We start from the raw sequence: 17,051 nt of genomic DNA, 5'->3' as shown, positions 1-17,051 counted from the left end.
GGGCGGGCCGGCGCCGGGCCGTCGCCGGCCGGGCTTTCCGCCGGTCCCGCTACCGGCAGCCGATCTGCGACTGCGCCCAGTCGGCGAGCGCCGCGGATCCGAACGGGCCCTCCGGCTCGACGACGAGCCGGATCGTCGTGCGGCCCGAAAGGTCGGCGTGGACCGGCACCGCCGGGTCACCGCCGTGCAGCACGGGCGAGCGCCACAGCAGGGCCCCGTCGCCGTACACCGAGAACCGCACCACCCCGAGCCCCATCGTCAGACGGTCCACGCCCGCGTACGCGTCGTAGGTGCGGCACTGGCGGTTGAGGTCGATGGTGATCGAGGAGCGGCCGTGCACGGTCACGCCGTGCGGAAAGCGCCGGTCACCGATCCGCATGCCCGAGCGCTGCCACAGCCAGCTGGAGTCGCCGAGCCGGACCTCCGGCTTGGTGCCGTCGCCGAGGACGCCGTACTGGAGGCGGTTCACCTGGTACACGGTCGGGGCGGGCGGCGGCGGGGGAGGGGGCGTGGGCTTCGGCGGGGCGGGCTTGGGCGGCGGCGCAGGCGGAGGTGGCGTGGGCCTGGGACGGGTGGGCGGCTGGGGCGGGGGCGAGGCGGGCCTGGCCACCGGCTTCTTCGGCGCGGGCCTGGGCGGCGGCGTGGGCTTCGGCGCGGGTGGCGCGGGCGGCTCGGGCGCGGGGGGCGGCTGCTCGTGCGGCACGACGGGCGCCACCGCGGGCGGCTTCGCGTCGGGTTTCGGCGACGGCGAGTCGTTGCCGGTCAGCGCGAACACGACACCGGCCGCCACCGCCACGGCCACCGCCGCCGCGATGCCCGCCTTGGCGGGGGCGCCGAGCCCTTCCGCCGCGGCACCTCCCGCCGCGCCGCCGGACGAACCGCCGCCCGTCGCCGCGGCCGCCGCACCGGCGCCCGCCGCGCCCGCGGCGCCACCCGCGACCACTCCGGCCGCCTTGAGCGAGAACCCGGCGGCGAACCAGCCGATGACCGCGACCGGGAGCAGCGCGGGGATCCCGGCGTTGACGTCCTTGAGCTCGACGACCGCGACCCGGCACTTCGCGCACTCCTCCAAGTGCTTGCTCAGGCCCCGCTCGGCCCGCATCCGAAGCCCGCCCCGCGCGTACGCGCCGAGCCGGTCGGCATAGCGGGCACAGTCCCCGCCGGAGGTCAGCGCGGTGGAGACGTGCGCCTGGAGGTAGGCCTGCTTGAGGCCTTCCCTGGCCCGGCTCGCGAGCACCGCCGTGGCATTGGCGGTGAGCCCGAACAGCGGCGCGATCTCGCTGGGCGACTCCTCCTCGACGGTGGTGTGCCACAGCACCGCCTGCCAGCGTTCGGGCAGCGAGCGGAACGCCCGCATGGCCAGCGTCTGCTCGGCCTCGTGCATGGCCCGCACATCGGCGCCCAGATCGATGGTGTCGTCGTCGGACACGTCGGACGCCCGCGCGGACTGCTGCGCGAAGACCGCGAAGTCGTCGACGAGTTGTTCCCGCTTGGCGGTCCGCGTCCAGGACGCGGCGACCCGGCGCACGGTGGTCATCAGGTAGGCGCGCACGGCCTGTTCGGGCCCGGCGCCGCCGCGCACCGCCTGGAGCGTCCGCGCGAAGACCTCTGCCGTCAGGTCGTCGGCGGTGTGCGCGTCACGGCAGCAGCTGCGCGCGTAGCGCCGCACCGCGTCGCAGTGGCGGCGGAACAGCTCCTCGTACGCGCTGTCGTCGCCGGCCCGCATCGCGTGGATCAGGCCGGCGTCGGACTGCCCGACCTCGGCGATCTCCAGGGCCACGCCCTCGCGCAGCCCGCCCTCGCGCTGCGGCGGCACGCTCGCGCCGGGATCGCCGACACCGTCCATGGGCCCCCAGGGGCCGGGCAGTACGGTGCCGCCGAGTTCGGACAGGGACGGCTCACCCGCACTCGGACGGTCCGGACCCGGACCGCCGACGGACTGCCCCGGAAAGGACACGGGACCGCCCGGCGTGCCGGAGCCGGCGCCGCCCGGCGCGAGGTGGCCTGGGCCGCCCTGGTTGGGCACCTGCCGCGGCGGGCGCGCCCCGTCGGACCCGCCCGGTTCCGGACCGCCGCCGCCCGAGCGCGACTCGTCCCGCTCTTCAACGCCCATAGCGGAAGCTCCCGTAAGCACGCTCAGACCCGACCACCGGGCAAGCGTGCCACAGAGCACAAGCGGAGCCGAGCCTCAAGCGCGGCAACCACTCATCCGGGGAGACTTACCGCACCCGAGCACTAGCCATCACCCTTTCGGGGACGGCCCAACGGCTCGTTGACGGTGCTGACCGCCGCCACCAAACCACGCGCCGCATACGGCGGTTGACGCTCAGGACGGGCGCGAGCGGAGCCCTTCGAGCAGGATGTCGAGCAACCGCGCGGAAGCGGCGGCCTGCTGGTTGGCATCCGGCAGCGACGGCGCCGCCGTGGCTATCACCAGGAGCACATCGGCAACGGTCACGTCACCGCGCAGCGCACCCGCGGCCCGCGCCCGGTCCACCAACTGTCCGACCACGTCGAGCAGTTCGGCCGCGCCCGCGTCGCCCAGCTCCTGCTCGGGCGCCGAGCGCTGCTCGACGATCCGGCCCCAGCCGGACCCCTGCTCGGCCGCGCCGACCTGGCGCTGCTGCGGCACCCGCGCCTCGTCGAACCCCTCGCGGGCGCCCTCGGGCTGCGGCGCGTCGGCCCGTACGCCCTCGGTGTCCTCGCCGTCCGCACCCACCCGCAGCACCTGCGGCGGAAGCAGCCGCCCGGCGCCCGAGGCCACCGACGTGCGCAGGAAGCGGGAGAGCGCGGACCACGGCTCGTCCTCCTGGCCGAGCGCCGTGCGGGCCTGGTCGGTCAGGCGCGAGGTCTCCTCCTCGGCTATCCGGCGGACCAGGACGTCCTTGCTCGGGAACCGCCGGTAGACGGTGCCCACACCCACCCTGGCCCGGCGCGCAACGTCCTCCATCGGAGCCCCGTAACCGAGCTCGCCGAACACCTCGCGCGCCGCGCGCAGCACGTGCTCCAGGTTGCGCTGGGCGTCCACCCGCAGCGGCGCGGAACGCGACCCGCCGACGCCGGGACCCGCGCCGAGCCGGCCGTTTCCCTCGGATGCGGCGACGACGGCCGTCTGCCAATGAGAGTCCTGAATGTGCATGGTTCCCCCGGTAATAACGTCTCCCCCCGGAGACTCCCCGCCCTGACAGCCGGGCGGGTCTTTCACCCGAAACCCCGACGAGTTACGAACATAGTTGAGCCGGACTCAATTCAGAAGGGGTTCTTCCGCCTGGCGTGCCGCCCGATCGGACCAAGGACCTCCACCGGACCGAATCGGCCCTGTCCAGCACGTGTCACCCACCGACTGGCCTGCGCTTTCTCCGTTCCGCTGGGTGGAACGGGCGACCCGCCACAGGACTGCCTTCCAGTCACACAATTTGTCAGGCCTGTGGACAAAGCCCGGGGCCCGTTGCGTCATGGGGAGGTGACAGAACCTGTGCGCATTCTCGTGGTCGGCGGCGGATACGTCGGGATGTACACGGCGCTGCGTCTGCAACGAAGGCTCAAGACGGAGCTGAGGAGCGGGACCGCCGAGATCACCGTGGTGGCCCCCGACCCGTACATGACGTACCAGCCGTTCCTGCCCGAAGCGGCGGCGGGCAACATCTCCCCGCGCCACGTCGTGGTCCCGCTGCGCCGGGTCCTGGACAAGTGCCGGATCGTCATCGGCGAGGCCGAACGCGTCGACCACGCCCGGCGCACCGCCACCGTCACGACCCTGGCCTCGCCCGAGGACGGCACCGGCGCCGTCGAGCTGCCCTACGACGAACTCGTCATCGCGCCCGGTTCGATCTCGCGCACCCTGCCGGTCCCCGGCCTCGCCGACCACGCCATCGGCTTCAAGACCGTCGAAGAGGCCATCGGCCTGCGCAACCACGTCATCGAGCAGATGGACATCGCCTCCTCGACCCGCGACCCCGCCATCCGCGACGCCGCCCTCACCTTCGTCTTCGTCGGCGGTGGCTACGCGGGCGTCGAAGCGCTCGCCGAGCTGGAGGACATGGCCCGCTACACCGCGCGGTACTACCACAACATCAAGCCCGAGGACCTGAAGTGGATCCTCGTCGAGGCCAGCGACCGGATCCTGCCCGAGGTCGGCGCTGAAATGGGCACGTACGCGATCCGCGAGCTGCGCGCCCGCAACATCGACGTACGCCTGGAAACCCGGCTCGACAGCTGCGAGAACCGGGTCGCCGTCCTCAGCGACGGCGCCCGCTTCCCCACCCGGACCGTCGTGTGGACCGCGGGCGTCAAACCCGCCCCAATCCTCGCCGCGACCGACCTGCCGCTCACCGAGCGCGGCCGGCTGCGGTGCACCGCCGAACTGCGCGTCGAGGGCGTCCAGCACGCGTGGGCGGCCGGCGACGCGGCCGCCGTCCCCGACCTGACCGCCGAGGACAAGGGCGCCGAATGCGCGCCCAACGCGCAGCACGCCGTGCGCCAGGCCAAGGTGCTCGCCGAGAACGTCGCCGCGGCGGTGCGGGGCGGAGCCCTCACGGAGTACCGGCACAGGTACGCCGGCTCGGTCGCGTCCCTCGGCCTGCACAAGGGCGTCGCCCACGTCTACGGCCGTAAACTCAAGGGCTACCCGGCGTGGTTCATGCACCGCGCCTACCACCTGAGCCGCGTCCCCACCTTCAACCGCAAGGCCCGCGTGCTCGCCGAATGGACCCTCGCCGGGCTGTTCAAACGCGAGATCGTCTCGCTCGGCTCCCTTGAACACCCGCGCGCCGAGTTCGAGATCGCCGCGGGCGGCGGGCCGCCCGCCAAGGGCCCCGCCCCGCACGACAACTGACGGCTGTCAGTGCGGTCCGTCACACTGGGCGTGTGACCATAGGTGGGCCCACGCCTGCACAGAGTGATCCAGCGATCCACCCCCGCACCAGCACCGGCAGCACCGCACCCGCAGCAACACACGAGGCTTGGAACACCGTGAACTTCACGCGTTGGAGCGCCCGGCTCCCCGGTACGCAACGCCGCGCCGCGGCACGGACCGACCGGGGCTCCGTGCCCGCGGCCCGCGGCGCATCCGGCCCGCAGCCGGAGCCCTGGCCGGACGAGGTGACCGAGCCCCCGGACCTCGACGACCTCTCGGTGCGCGACATCCTGGGCCAGCTCCCCGCCCTCGTCGCGCTCCTGACCGGTCCCGAGCACCGCGTGGCGTACGTCAACGACGCGTACGCCGCGGCCTTCGGCACCCGGCCGCTCGGCGCACCCGCCGCCACGGCCTCGCCCGAGCTCGCCGAGCTCGGCCTGCTCCCGCTCATGGACCAGGTGCTGCGCAGCGGCAAGCCCCGCACGGTCAAGTCCCGCAGGATCCAGGGCGCCGGCTCCTACACGGTGACGTGCAGCCCGGTGGAGGTCCCCGGCCAGGAGGAAGGGGGCGTCCTGGTCTTCGCCGCCGACGTCACCGACCACGCGGAGGCCGCCGAGCGGCTGCGCGCCAGCGAGCGCCGCCACCGCGAAACGGCCGTCACCCTCCAGCGCTCCCTGCTCCCGCAGGAGCTGGAACAGCCCGACGACCTGCGCGTCGCCGCCACCTACCAGCCCGGCGGCACCGACGCCGCGGTCGGCGGCGACTGGTACGACGTGATCACCCTGGGCGCGGGCCGCACCGCGCTCGTCATCGGCGACGTGATGGGCCGGGGCGTGCGCGCCGCCGCCGTCATGGGTCAACTGCGCACCGCGGTCCGGGCGTACGCGCGCCTCGACCTGCCCCCGCACGAGGTGCTCCAGCTCCTGGACGGCCTGGCCGCCGAGATCGACGCCAGTCAGATCGCGACCTGTGTCTACGCGGTCCACGACCCCAACGAGGGCCGCCTGGTGTACGCGTCGGCGGGCCATCTGCCCATCCTCGTACGCCACGAGGACGGCACCGTCCACCAGGCGGAGGACCCCACGGGCCCGCCGCTCGGGACCGGCGGCTGGCTGCACACCTCCGGCACGATCGACCTGCCGCCCGGAGCCACCGCCGTCCTCTATACGGACGGCCTGGTGGAGCGCCGCAGGGAGGACATCGACGAGGGCGTGGCCGCCCTCGCGCGGGCGCTGTCCGGCGCGGTCGGCACCCCTCAGGTGGTGTGCGACCGGCTGCTCCGCTCGCTCGGGGTGACCGCGGAACACGACGACGACGTGGCGGTCCTGGTCTGCCAGCACCCCGCCCGCACGGGTCCGGCCGCCGAGCTCTTCCACAACGCGGCGCTCGATCTGCTCGGCGGTATCGAAGCGGCGCCGCGCGCCCGCGCGTTCGCCTCCGGTGTCCTCGCCTCCTGGCGCTTCCCCGTGGAACTGCGCGACCTCGGCGTTCTCGCGGCGAGCGAGCTGGTGGCCAACTCGCTCCAGCACGGCACCCCGCCGATGCGGCTCAGGCTCCGCCGCACCGACCGGCGCCTGATCATCGAAGTGACGGACGGCGACGACCACCTGCCGCGCCGGCGCCGCGCCGACCCCGGGGACGAAGCAGGACGAGGCATCTCGATCGTCGCCACGATCGCCTCGTCCTGGGGTTCGCGCCGCACACCGGGCGGCGGCAAAGCGGTGTGGTGCGAGTTCGCCCTGCCCGGCTAGGCAGGACAGGGCGAACGGGCCGGGTCAGGGTCAGGCGTTGGCGGGCGCCTGCTCCGGCAGGTGCACCGCGACCACGCGCGACGTCGCCGCGAGCGCCGGGTGGTCCTGCGCGGGCGTCAGCCTCTTGCCGAGCCGCAGCGCGAGGAAGGTGATCCCGAGCGAGAACAGCACGAACGTCACGATGTACGGGCCGTGCAGCGCGGCACCCATGGGCCCGCCGACGGCCGGCCCGATGGCCAGCGCGAGCTGCTTGACCAGCGCGAACGCCGAGTTGTACTGCCCGACCATCGACTCCGGCGCCAGATCGGCGACGAGCGGCGCCACGGTCGGCGACAGCATCGCCTCGCCGAGCCCGAACAACGCGTACGTGGAAACGAAGGCGGCGGTCGCCATGGCCTGGCTGCCGTGCCCGAGCCCGGCGTAACCGGCCGCGATCCACGCGACGGCCCAGATGAGGCCGACCGACGCGATGACGCGGCTGCGCCGGCGGCGCTCCACGAACTTCAGCACCAGGAACTGCGCGACCACGATGACGGCCGTGTTGGCGGCCAGCGCGACGCCCAGCGTCGAGGGCTCGATCCCGGCGGCCTCGGTGCCGTACGCGGAGAGACCCGACTCGAACTGCCCGTAGCAGGCGAAGAACAGCACGAACCCGAGCACGCACAACTGCACCATCGCCCGGTGCTTGAGGATCGCCCGGATCCCGCCGCCGGCGCCCTGCTCACCCAGGGGACGCGCGTCCGGTACGACCACCGAGCGAGGCATCTTCGCGGAACCGGCGACGGCCGCGAGCACCAGGAACATCGCCGCTTCGATGGAGAAGAGGAGGGTGAAACTGGAGGGGCGGCTCGCGTCGACGATCTGGCCGCCGATGAGCCCGCCGATGCCGAGCCCGAGGTTCTGCAGGAAGAACTGCAGGGCGAAGGCGCGGGTGCGGGTCGCAGGACCGGAACACCAGACGATCATCGTGGCGAGCGCCGGCTGCATCACGGCGGTGCCGGCGCCGAGCAGGGCGGCCGAGGCCACGGCGGCGGGCACGTTGGAGGCGAAGCCCAGGCCGAGCGCGCCGGCCGAGGCGAGCAGCGCCGCGCCGACGAGCACGGGCAGCGGCCCGCGCCGGTCGATGACGCGACCGGTGAAGGGCAGCACGGCGAGCGCGGCCATGGCGAAGACGGCGAGCACGACACCGGCCGTGGTCGCACCCAGATCCCGCACCTGGGCCACGTACACATAGAGGTACGGAACGGTGAACCCGAGTCCGAACGCGCTCAGCGCGTTGCCCGCCTGGATCCGGCGCATCGCTGCACCCATCGCCTTGGTCACACTCACCACCTTGAGTAGGGAAGCCCGAAGACCGTGAGCCGGAAGCATGAGGACGTGAGCCGGAGGGCTCGAACGTGAAGGGCTCAGATCTGAAGACTTCAACACTAAAATTAGATCCTTAACAATACACACTCAAGGACTTAGACGCCAACGAACGCCGTGCCATACTCGCGACATGGCTGAGACCACCGAGCCCGACGGGTCCGACGGCCCCCAGGAGCCGACCCTCGACGAACAGATCGCCGCGTATCAGCGCGAGTACCGCGACCTCGACCCACAGGTGGAGAAGGTCGTCTCGGCACTGGGCCGCCTGAACCGCCGCATGAACGTGGCGTACGGCCGCCAGGTCGCCGCACTCGGCATCAGCAACGCCGAGTGGGAGGTGCTCAAGACCCTGCTCCTCGCCGGTGAGCCCTACCGCCTGGGCCCCGGCGAACTGGCCAAGCGCCTCGGCCTCACGCCGGCCGCCATGACGCACCGCATCGACCGGATGGCCGGCGAGGGCCTGGTGACGCGCGACCGCGACGAGAACAACAGGGTCCGCGTCATCGTCGAGCTGACCGACGAGGGCCGTACGAAGTGGCTGGAGGCCATGCGGATGGCCAGCGACTTCGAGGAGGACCTGCTCCAGGACCTCACCTCGGAGGAGCGCGGGGTGCTCGGCGAGATGCTGATCCGCCTCCTGCGCAGGGTGGAGCACGCCCAGCCGGACGCCGGCGGCCGCCTCACGGACCTCGACTGAGCCCCGCTGAAAAAACCAGTGGACAGGAGCCGGGGCGGGGGTTGACACGCCCCGTCCCGATCCGTAAGGTTCTTCGAGTTGTCGCGGAGCCGATACGGTTCTGCAACGACCGTCCGCCGCAGACTCTGCGGCCACCCAACTCAGCACGACCTCCCGATCGGGAGTGTTTTCGGCATGCCGAATTCATTTCGATCAGGCCCGGAAGCCCCGATTACGGGTTGCCGGGAAAGTCCGCTAGGGTTCGGGAGTCGGAACGGCCCAACAGCCGGGAAGACAAGCCGACTTGGCTCCGGGAGACCGGGAATCGGGCCCGAAAGGATCTGATAGAGTCGGAGCCGCCGGAAAGGGGAACCCGAGAGGGAGAACCTGAAAGGCACCGAGGAAATCGGACACGAAAGCGTCTGGTAGAGTCGGAAACACGAAATACCGAAGGGAAGCGCCCGGAGGAAAGCCCGAGAGGGTGAGTACAAAGGAAGCGTCCGTTCCTTGAGAACTCAACAGCGTGCCAAAAGTCAACGCCAGATTGACAACCCCGTCTCCATTTCGGTGGAGCGAGGTTCCTTTGAAAAGTCCTGTCGGTCCTTGTGGCCGGCAGGCGATTACACAGCGAGGACGCTGTGGACGGGCCGCCTTATTCCGGTGGTTCCGTCCCGCTCTTACGTGATGTGTGCACCCGATTACGGGTAAACATTCATGGAGAGTTTGATCCTGGCTCAGGACGAACGCTGGCGGCGTGCTTAACACATGCAAGTCGAACGATGAAGCCCTTCGGGGTGGATTAGTGGCGAACGGGTGAGTAACACGTGGGCAATCTGCCCTTCACTCTGGGACAAGCCCTGGAAACGGGGTCTAATACCGGATAACACTCCTCAAAGCATTTTGAGGGGTTAAAAGCTCCGGCGGTGAAGGATGAGCCCGCGGCCTATCAGCTTGTTGGTGGGGTAATGGCCTACCAAGGCGACGACGGGTAGCCGGCCTGAGAGGGCGACCGGCCACACTGGGACTGAGACACGGCCCAGACTCCTACGGGAGGCAGCAGTGGGGAATATTGCACAATGGGCGAAAGCCTGATGCAGCGACGCCGCGTGAGGGATGACGGCCTTCGGGTTGTAAACCTCTTTCAGCAGGGAAGAAGCGAAAGTGACGGTACCTGCAGAAGAAGCGCCGGCTAACTACGTGCCAGCAGCCGCGGTAATACGTAGGGCGCAAGCGTTGTCCGGAATTATTGGGCGTAAAGAGCTCGTAGGCGGCTTGTCACGTCGGATGTGAAAGCCCGGGGCTTAACCCCGGGTCTGCATTCGATACGGGCTAGCTAGAGTGTGGTAGGGGAGATCGGAATTCCTGGTGTAGCGGTGAAATGCGCAGATATCAGGAGGAACACCGGTGGCGAAGGCGGATCTCTGGGCCATTACTGACGCTGAGGAGCGAAAGCGTGGGGAGCGAACAGGATTAGATACCCTGGTAGTCCACGCCGTAAACGTTGGGAACTAGGTGTTGGCGACATTCCACGTCGTCGGTGCCGCAGCTAACGCATTAAGTTCCCCGCCTGGGGAGTACGGCCGCAAGGCTAAAACTCAAAGGAATTGACGGGGGCCCGCACAAGCAGCGGAGCATGTGGCTTAATTCGACGCAACGCGAAGAACCTTACCAAGGCTTGACATATACCGGAAAGCATCAGAGATGGTGCCCCCCTTGTGGTCGGTATACAGGTGGTGCATGGCTGTCGTCAGCTCGTGTCGTGAGATGTTGGGTTAAGTCCCGCAACGAGCGCAACCCTTGTTCTGTGTTGCCAGCATGCCCTTCGGGGTGATGGGGACTCACAGGAGACTGCCGGGGTCAACTCGGAGGAAGGTGGGGACGACGTCAAGTCATCATGCCCCTTATGTCTTGGGCTGCACACGTGCTACAATGGCCGGTACAAAGAGCTGCGATGCCGCGAGGCGGAGCGAATCTCAAAAAGCCGGTCTCAGTTCGGATTGGGGTCTGCAACTCGACCCCATGAAGTCGGAGTTGCTAGTAATCGCAGATCAGCATTGCTGCGGTGAATACGTTCCCGGGCCTTGTACACACCGCCCGTCACGTCACGAAAGTCGGTAACACCCGAAGCCGGTGGCCCAACCCCTTGTGGGAGGGAGCTGTCGAAGGTGGGACTGGCGATTGGGACGAAGTCGTAACAAGGTAGCCGTACCGGAAGGTGCGGCTGGATCACCTCCTTTCTAAGGAGCACAGCACCGTCTGCAGACAAATGTTCTGCACGGTCAGCTCATGGGTGGAACGTTGACTATTCGGCACTCTTGGTCAATTCGGGCCGCTAGTACTGCTCTTCGGAGCGTGGAATGCGGGTCGGTGCGATGGAGAGGGCCGGGCACGCTGTTGGGTATCTGAAGGCACGGGCTTTGCCCGCTGGTCTTCGGTCGCCGGCCCCAGTGCACTCACCAGGTTCTGGTGGGGTGATGGGTGGTTGGTCGTTGTTTGAGAACTGCACAGTGGACGCGAGCATCTGTGGCCAAGTTTTTAAGGGCGCACGGTGGATGCCTTGGCACCAGGAACCGATGAAGGACGTGGGAGGCCACGATAGTCCCCGGGGAGCCGTCAACCAGGCTTTGATCCGGGGGTTTCCGAATGGGGAAACCCGGCAGTCGTCATGGGCTGTCACCCATACCTGAACACATAGGGTATGTGGAGGGAACGAGGGGAAGTGAAACATCTCAGTACCCTCAGGAAGAGAAAACAACCGTGATTCCGGGAGTAGTGGCGAGCGAAACCGGATGAGGCCAAACCGTATGCGTGTGATACCCGGCAGGGGTTGCGCATGCGGGGTTGTGGGATCTCTCTTTCACAGTCTGCCGGCTGTGAGGCGAGTCAGAAACCGTTGGTGTAGGCGAAGGACATGCGAAAGGTCCGGCGTAGAGGGTAAGACCCCCGTAGCTGAAACATCAACGGCTCGTTTGAGAGACACCCAAGTAGCACGGGGCCCGAGAAATCCCGTGTGAATCTGGCGGGACCACCCGCTAAGCCTAAATATTCCCTGGTGACCGATAGCGGATAGTACCGTGAGGGAATGGTGAAAAGTACCGCGGGAGCGGAGTGAAATAGTACCTGAAACCGTGTGCCTACAAGCCGTGGGAGCGTCGCGCATTGAGTTTACTCAGTGCGTCGTGACTGCGTGCCTTTTGAAGAATGAGCCTGCGAGTTAGCGGTGTGTAGCGAGGTTAACCCGTGTGGGGAAGCCGTAGCGAAAGCGAGTCCGAACAGGGCGATTGAGTTGCACGCTCTAGACCCGAAGCGGAGTGATCTAGCCATGGGCAGGTTGAAGCGGCTGTAAGAGGTCGTGGAGGACCGAACCCACCAGGGTTGAAAACCTGGGGGATGACCTGTGGTTAGGGGTGAAAGGCCAATCAAACTCCGTGATAGCTGGTTCTCCCCGAAATGCATTTAGGTGCAGCGTCGTGTGTTTCTTGCCGGAGGTAGAGCACTGGATAGGCGATGGGCCCTACCGGGTTACTGACCTTAGCCAAACTCCGAATGCCGGTAAGTGAGAGCACGGCAGTGAGACTGTGGGGGATAAGCTCCATGGTCGAGAGGGAAACAGCCCAGAGCATCGACTAAGGCCCCTAAGCGTACGCTAAGTGGGAAAGGATGTGGAGTCGCAGAGACAACCAGGAGGTTGGCTTAGAAGCAGCCACCCTTGAAAGAGTGCGTAATAGCTCACTGGTCAAGTGATTCCGCGCCGACAATGTAGCGGGGCTCAAGCGTACCGCCGAAGTCGTGTCATTCATACACATAGGGCCAACGCCTGTATGGATGGGTAGGGGAGCGTCGTGTGCCGGGTGAAGCTGCAGCGGAAGCTAGTGGTGGACGGTTCACGAGTGAGAATGCAGGCATGAGTAGCGATACACACGTGAGAAACGTGTGCGCCGATTGACTAAGGGTTCCTGGGTCAAGCTGATCTGCCCAGGGTAAGTCGGGACCTAAGGCGAGGCCGACAGGCGTAGTCGATGGACAACCGGTTGATATTCCGGTACCCGCTTTGAAACGCCCAATATCGAGCCCATTAATGCTAAGGCCGTGAAGCCGCCCTGATCTCTTCGGAGTTGAGGGGAGTGGTGGAGCCGCTGACCCAAGGTGGTAGTAGGTAAGCGATGGGGTGACGCAGGAAGGTAGTCCAACCCGGGCGGTGGTTGTCCCGGGGTAAGGGTGTAGGACGTTGTCTAGGCAAATCCGGACAACACATAGTCTGAGACCTGATGCCGAGCCGATTGTGGTGAAGTGGATGATCCTATGCTGTCGAGAAAAGCCTCTAGCGAGTTTCATGGCGGCCCGTACCCTAAACCGACTCAGGTGGTCAGGTAGAGAATACCGAGGCGTTCGGGTGAACTATGGTTAAGGAACTCGGCAAAATGCCCCCGTAACTTCGGGAGAAGGGGGGCCATCACCGGTGATGAGATTTACTCTCTGAGCTGGGGGTGGCCGCAGAGACCAGCGAGAAGCGACTGTTTACTAAAAACACAGGTCCGTGCGAAGCCGTAAGGCGATGTATACGGACTGACGCCTGCCCGGTGCTGGAACGTTAAGGGGACCGGTTAGTGACCTTTCGGGGTTGCGAAGCTGAGAACTTAAGCGCCAGTAAACGGCGGTGGTAACTATAACCATCCTAAGGTAGCGAAATTCCTTGTCGGGTAAGTTCCGACCTGCACGAATGGCGTAACGACTTCTCGACTGTCTCAACCATAGGCCCGGTGAAATTGCACTACGAGTAAAGATGCTCGTTTCGCGCAGCAGGACGGAAAGACCCCGGGACCTTTACTACAGTTTGATATTGGTGTTCGGTTCGGCTTGTGTAGGATAGGTGGGAGACTTTGAAGCGGCCACGCCAGTGGTTGTGGAGTCGTCGTTGAAATACCACTCTGGTCGTGCTGGATGTCTAACCTCGGTCCGTGATCCGGATCAGGGACAGTGTCTGATGGGTAGTTTAACTGGGGCGGTTGCCTCCTAAAGAGTAACGGAGGCGCCCAAAGGTTCCCTCAGCCTGGTTGGCAATCAGGTGTTGAGTGTAAGTGCACAAGGGAGCTTGACTGTGAGACCGACGGGTCGAGCAGGGACGAAAGTCGGGACTAGTGATCCGGCGGTGGCTTGTGGAAGCGCCGTCGCTCAACGGATAAAAGGTACCCCGGGGATAACAGGCTGATCTTCCCCAAGAGTCCATATCGACGGGATGGTTTGGCACCTCGATGTCGGCTCGTCGCATCCTGGGGCTGGAGTCGGTCCCAAGGGTTGGGCTGTTCGCCCATTAAAGCGGTACGCGAGCTGGGTTTAGAACGTCGTGAGACAGTTCGGTCCCTATCCGCTGCGCGCGCAGGAACATTGAGAAGGGCTGTCCCTAGTACGAGAGGACCGGGACGGACGAACCTCTGGTGTGCCAGTTGTCCTGCCAAGGGCATGGCTGGTTGGCTACGTTCGGAAAGGATAACCGCTGAAAGCATCTAAGCGGGAAGCCTGCTTCGAGATGAGTGTTCCCACCTCCTTGAGAGGGTAAGGCTCCCAGTAGACGACTGGGTTGATAGGCCAGATGTGGAAGCCCGGTAACGGGTGGAGCTGACTGGTACTAATAGGCCGAGGGCTTGTCCTCAGTTGCTCGCGTCCACTGTGTTTGTTCTGAAGCAATGAACTCCCGCATGCCTCTTTGGGTGTGTGCTGGTCGAGTTCAACTTCATAGTGTTTCGGTGGTCATAGCGTTAGGGAAACGCCCGGTTACATTCCGAACCCGGAAGCTAAGCCTTTCAGCGCCGATGGTACTGCAGGGGGGACCCTGTGGGAGAGTAGGACGCCGCCGAACAATTTTTAGGGGAAAGCCCCGCACCAGATCGTAGAAATACGGTCACGGTGCGGGGCTTTTTCGCGTTTTCGGGCCGGCGCCAAGTGGCCCCCGGCCGGCGGGGGAAAACACCTTGCGGGTCGTCGAAGCCCTGGTCAGCATGAGCGCATGGACTATCTGATTCGCCCCGTCCGTGCCGATGAATGGCTGCGGATGAAGGAGTTGCGCCTGGTCGCGCTGGCCGACCCGGTTGCGCCTGTCGCTTTCCTGGAGACCACGGAGCAGGCTCTGGCCCGCCCGGACTCGTTCTGGCAGGAGCGGACCGCAGGGGTCTCGCACGGCACCTCGGCCCGGCAGTTCGTTGCCGAGACGCCGGACGGCGAGCTGGTGGGCACGGTCGTCGTGCTGGTGGAAGCGGTCGGTGAGAGGGACATCTTCGGCACGGAGATCACCGCACCGCAGGCGCATCTGGTGGGTGTGTTCGTGCGCGCCGAACACCGTGGGGTCGGCCTGACCGAGCGGCTCTTCGAGGCCGCGGTGGACTGGGCCTGGACGCTGGAGGCGCCGCCCGTCGAGCGCGTCAGGCTCTACGTCCACCAGGACAACCCGCGTGCCCAGGGCTTCTACCGCAAGATCGGCTTCGTCGCGACGGGGCTTGTCGCCCCGCTCGACAACAAGGCCGGCGGCGTCGACCTGGAGATGGAGCTCGTACGGGCTGCCTGATCCTGGTGCACGCTCGCAGGTGCCGGCGTACGCGCCTCGGGCCAGGGCTGCCTGCCTCAGACCAGGGCTTCGGACCAGCGGGCCCTGGCCTGTTCGGGGGAGCGGAGCAGGACCAGGGGCGGCATGCCCTGGTCCTGGCCGTTCGACAGCAGCTCCGGGAGGCGGGGAAGCGGAGCCACGGCCGCGACGTCGTCGAGGACGAGCGTCATTGGTGGGTCGAGGCGACCGTCAGATGACCGTTCGGCCATGCGGCGGCCGCGCTCGACCACGTCTGAGGTGAGCGCCGTGAGCAGGGGCATCGCGGCGGGGTCGGACCGGGGATCCTCGATCGCTTCGCCCACCACATAGAGGGTGCCCCCCTCGTTCACAAATGATTCCAGGGCGAGCGAATCCGCTCGGTTCGGTGTGCAGGCGTCGCGGATGTGGATCGAGGAGAGACAGGAGAGGGCGCGAGCCGTCAACTCCTGTGCGATCTCACGTCGTTCGGGATGCGCGGTGAGAGCGGACTCCAGGAGCCCCGCTCCGCCGCTCTGCGCCTTGGGGTGGGTGCGCAGGATGCGTACGGCCTCGTGGGCGGCCGTTCCCTGGGCCCAGCGGTGCAACTGCTTCGTGGCCCGGCCGTCGCGGCTCTCCAGGGCGGCGGCGTGCAGCCAGGAGCGCAGGAGGGTCTCCGCGGTGTCCGCCATGGCGGCGTCCACGCGGGCCTGGGGGCGTACAGGGGCCAGCAGGGCGACCGCCCGCGCCGCCGCGGTGTCGGGATCCGCGCAGCCGGCCGTGGGTGACCAGTGCAGGCGGGCCGGGGTGTCGCAGCGGTGGGTCGGGTCGTAGACGTGCACCGGGCCGAGCTTGGCGCGGGCGTCCTTGGTTTCTGCCCACAGGACGGGGTCCGACGTGACCACGAGGACCGCGCCGTCCGCATCCTGGATCGCCTGGATCGCCCTGGGTCTTCTGCTGTCGGGAGGGCCGAAGAACAGACGCGAGGCGGAGAGCTGTTCGGCGCGGGGGACGGGGAGGTGCTCCGCCGAGCCAACCGAGCCAACCGAGCCAACCGAGCCCGCCGAGCCTGCCGTGGTCGCCGAATCCGTCGGCTCCACCGTCCCTACGGGCCACGCAGAGGGGAGGGCGGACTCCCGTGCGGTCGGCGGGAGTTGGCCCGCCTGTGCCTGCGCCTGCGCAGGCTGCGGAGCCTGGACGTGCTCCGGCTGCGGGGACCCTTGGGCGTACGGGCTCTGGGCGTACGGAGTTGGGGCGTACGGGCTCTGGGGCTGCTCGGGGGCGCCGGGCTGCGTCGCCTGTGCGGGATAGGCGTGCTGTACGGGTTGCAGAGGCTGCGCGGGATGGGCGGGCTGCGCGTACTGAACCGGCGCGGCTGGCGCTGCCTGCTGTACCGGCTGGGCGGGGTGAGGAGCCGTGAGCGGGGTTCCCGCGGCCGGCTGGGTGGTGGCGGGGCTCGTACCGGCGGGGCGGCCGGCGGCCCTCGTCCTCGCCCGTACCGCCCGCCACCGCGTGAACGTGCCGAGCGCGAAGATCGTCAGGACGATCGCGATGAGCAGTTCGCCGATGAGCAGACCCCAGAACAGTCCGTAGCCCGGGAGCGAGAGGGGCGGGGTGTCGGGCCAGGCCGCCGGGAGGTCGTGCGGGGCGGTGACCAGGGCGCGCAGGGCCATCGGGCTCTGCGTGAACGATACGCCTGGCGGCCACGCGCCATGGGTGAAGAGGCCACCCAGGCCCGTGGCCGTCCACACCAGCACGGTCAGGCCGAGCAGGAAGGCCAGCAGGCCGACCAGGAGCGAGTCCGGGATGCCGCGCTGGTTGTCTCTCGGTGCTCCGGTTCCGCTCATG

Annotated in this window: 8 protein-coding genes and 3 rRNA genes; 7 read left to right on the top strand and 4 right to left on the bottom strand. The window is 67.6% G+C overall.

Annotated elements, in window-relative coordinates; translation table 11 throughout:
- Positions 1–49: 49 nt before the first annotated feature.
- Together OG432_RS15470 and OG432_RS15465 are read right to left on the bottom strand one after the other, a co-directional pair.
- A complete protein-coding gene (locus OG432_RS15470) occupies positions 50–2,113 on the bottom strand; it encodes a sigma-70 family RNA polymerase sigma factor (RefSeq protein WP_328311520.1) in 2,064 nt (687 codons plus the stop codon).
- A 213-nt stretch (positions 2,114–2,326) separates the two neighbouring features.
- Positions 2,327–3,139: a TetR/AcrR family transcriptional regulator gene (locus OG432_RS15465; protein ID WP_328311519.1), complete on the bottom strand. Its 813-nt coding sequence runs from the start codon at positions 3,137–3,139 to the stop codon at positions 2,327–2,329.
- Between the two features lie 336 nt (positions 3,140–3,475).
- Here OG432_RS15465 and OG432_RS15460 point away from each other — a divergent pair, with 336 nt between their 5' ends.
- Together OG432_RS15460 and OG432_RS15455 are read left to right on the top strand one after the other, a co-directional pair.
- On the top strand, positions 3,476–4,834 hold the full coding sequence (locus tag OG432_RS15460; RefSeq protein WP_328311518.1) for an NAD(P)/FAD-dependent oxidoreductase: 1,359 nt from the start codon (positions 3,476–3,478) through the stop codon (positions 4,832–4,834).
- 137 nt (positions 4,835–4,971) lie between these two features.
- Positions 4,972–6,606, top strand: a complete 1,635-nt coding sequence (locus OG432_RS15455; protein ID WP_328311517.1) for an ATP-binding SpoIIE family protein phosphatase — start codon at positions 4,972–4,974, stop codon at positions 6,604–6,606.
- Positions 6,607–6,636: 30 nt separating this feature from the next.
- Here the strand turns inward: OG432_RS15455 and OG432_RS15450 are convergent, their stop codons facing one another.
- Positions 6,637–7,917, bottom strand: coding sequence for an MFS transporter (locus tag OG432_RS15450; protein ID WP_328315120.1), 1,281 nt, complete (start codon positions 7,915–7,917; stop codon positions 6,637–6,639).
- A 187-nt stretch (positions 7,918–8,104) separates the two neighbouring features.
- Here OG432_RS15450 and OG432_RS15445 point away from each other — a divergent pair, with 187 nt between their 5' ends.
- From OG432_RS15445 to OG432_RS15425, 5 genes are all read left to right on the top strand, one after another.
- Entirely contained in the window at positions 8,105–8,671 is a 567-nt protein-coding gene (locus OG432_RS15445) for a MarR family winged helix-turn-helix transcriptional regulator (protein ID WP_328311516.1), read from the top strand.
- Between the two features lie 690 nt (positions 8,672–9,361).
- Positions 9,362–10,887: ribosomal RNA gene (locus OG432_RS15440) — 16S ribosomal RNA — on the top strand.
- 288 nt (positions 10,888–11,175) lie between these two features.
- Positions 11,176–14,300: ribosomal RNA gene (locus tag OG432_RS15435) — 23S ribosomal RNA — on the top strand.
- Positions 14,301–14,390: 90 nt separating this feature from the next.
- Positions 14,391–14,507, top strand: a 5S ribosomal RNA gene (gene rrf, locus OG432_RS15430).
- Together the 16S, 23S and 5S rRNA genes form the textbook arrangement of a ribosomal RNA operon.
- 147 nt (positions 14,508–14,654) lie before the next feature.
- Positions 14,655–15,209 (top strand): GNAT family N-acetyltransferase, encoded by a 555-nt coding sequence (locus tag OG432_RS15425; RefSeq protein ID WP_328311515.1) that lies wholly within the window; start codon positions 14,655–14,657, stop codon positions 15,207–15,209.
- Positions 15,210–15,265: 56 nt separating this feature from the next.
- Here the strand turns inward: OG432_RS15425 and OG432_RS15420 are convergent, their stop codons facing one another.
- Positions 15,266–17,050, bottom strand: coding sequence for a type VI secretion protein (locus OG432_RS15420; protein ID WP_328311514.1), 1,785 nt, complete (start codon positions 17,048–17,050; stop codon positions 15,266–15,268).
- Between the last annotated feature and the right edge of the window lies 1 nt (position 17,051).

It is taken from the genome of Streptomyces sp. NBC_00442 (assembly GCF_036014195.1).
GTDB lineage: Bacteria > Actinomycetota > Actinomycetes > Streptomycetales > Streptomycetaceae > Streptomyces.
The sequence above is the reverse complement of the archived record's forward strand: the minus strand, read 5'-3'. Positions and strand labels throughout refer to the sequence as shown.

Coding starts and splice junctions, on each gene's coding strand:
- OG432_RS15450 (WP_328315120.1), bottom strand. CDS start 7,917: ATGGGTGCAGCGATGCGCCGGATCCAGGCGGGCAACGCGCTGAGCGCG.
- OG432_RS15445 (WP_328311516.1), top strand. CDS start 8,105: ATGGCTGAGACCACCGAGCCCGACGGGTCCGACGGCCCCCAGGAGCCG.
- OG432_RS15425 (WP_328311515.1), top strand. CDS start 14,655: ATGGACTATCTGATTCGCCCCGTCCGTGCCGATGAATGGCTGCGGATG.
- OG432_RS15420 (WP_328311514.1), bottom strand. CDS start 17,050: ATGAGCGGAACCGGAGCACCGAGAGACAACCAGCGCGGCATCCCGGAC.
- OG432_RS15470 (WP_328311520.1), bottom strand. CDS start 2,113: ATGGGCGTTGAAGAGCGGGACGAGTCGCGCTCGGGCGGCGGCGGTCCG.
- OG432_RS15465 (WP_328311519.1), bottom strand. CDS start 3,139: ATGCACATTCAGGACTCTCATTGGCAGACGGCCGTCGTCGCCGCATCC.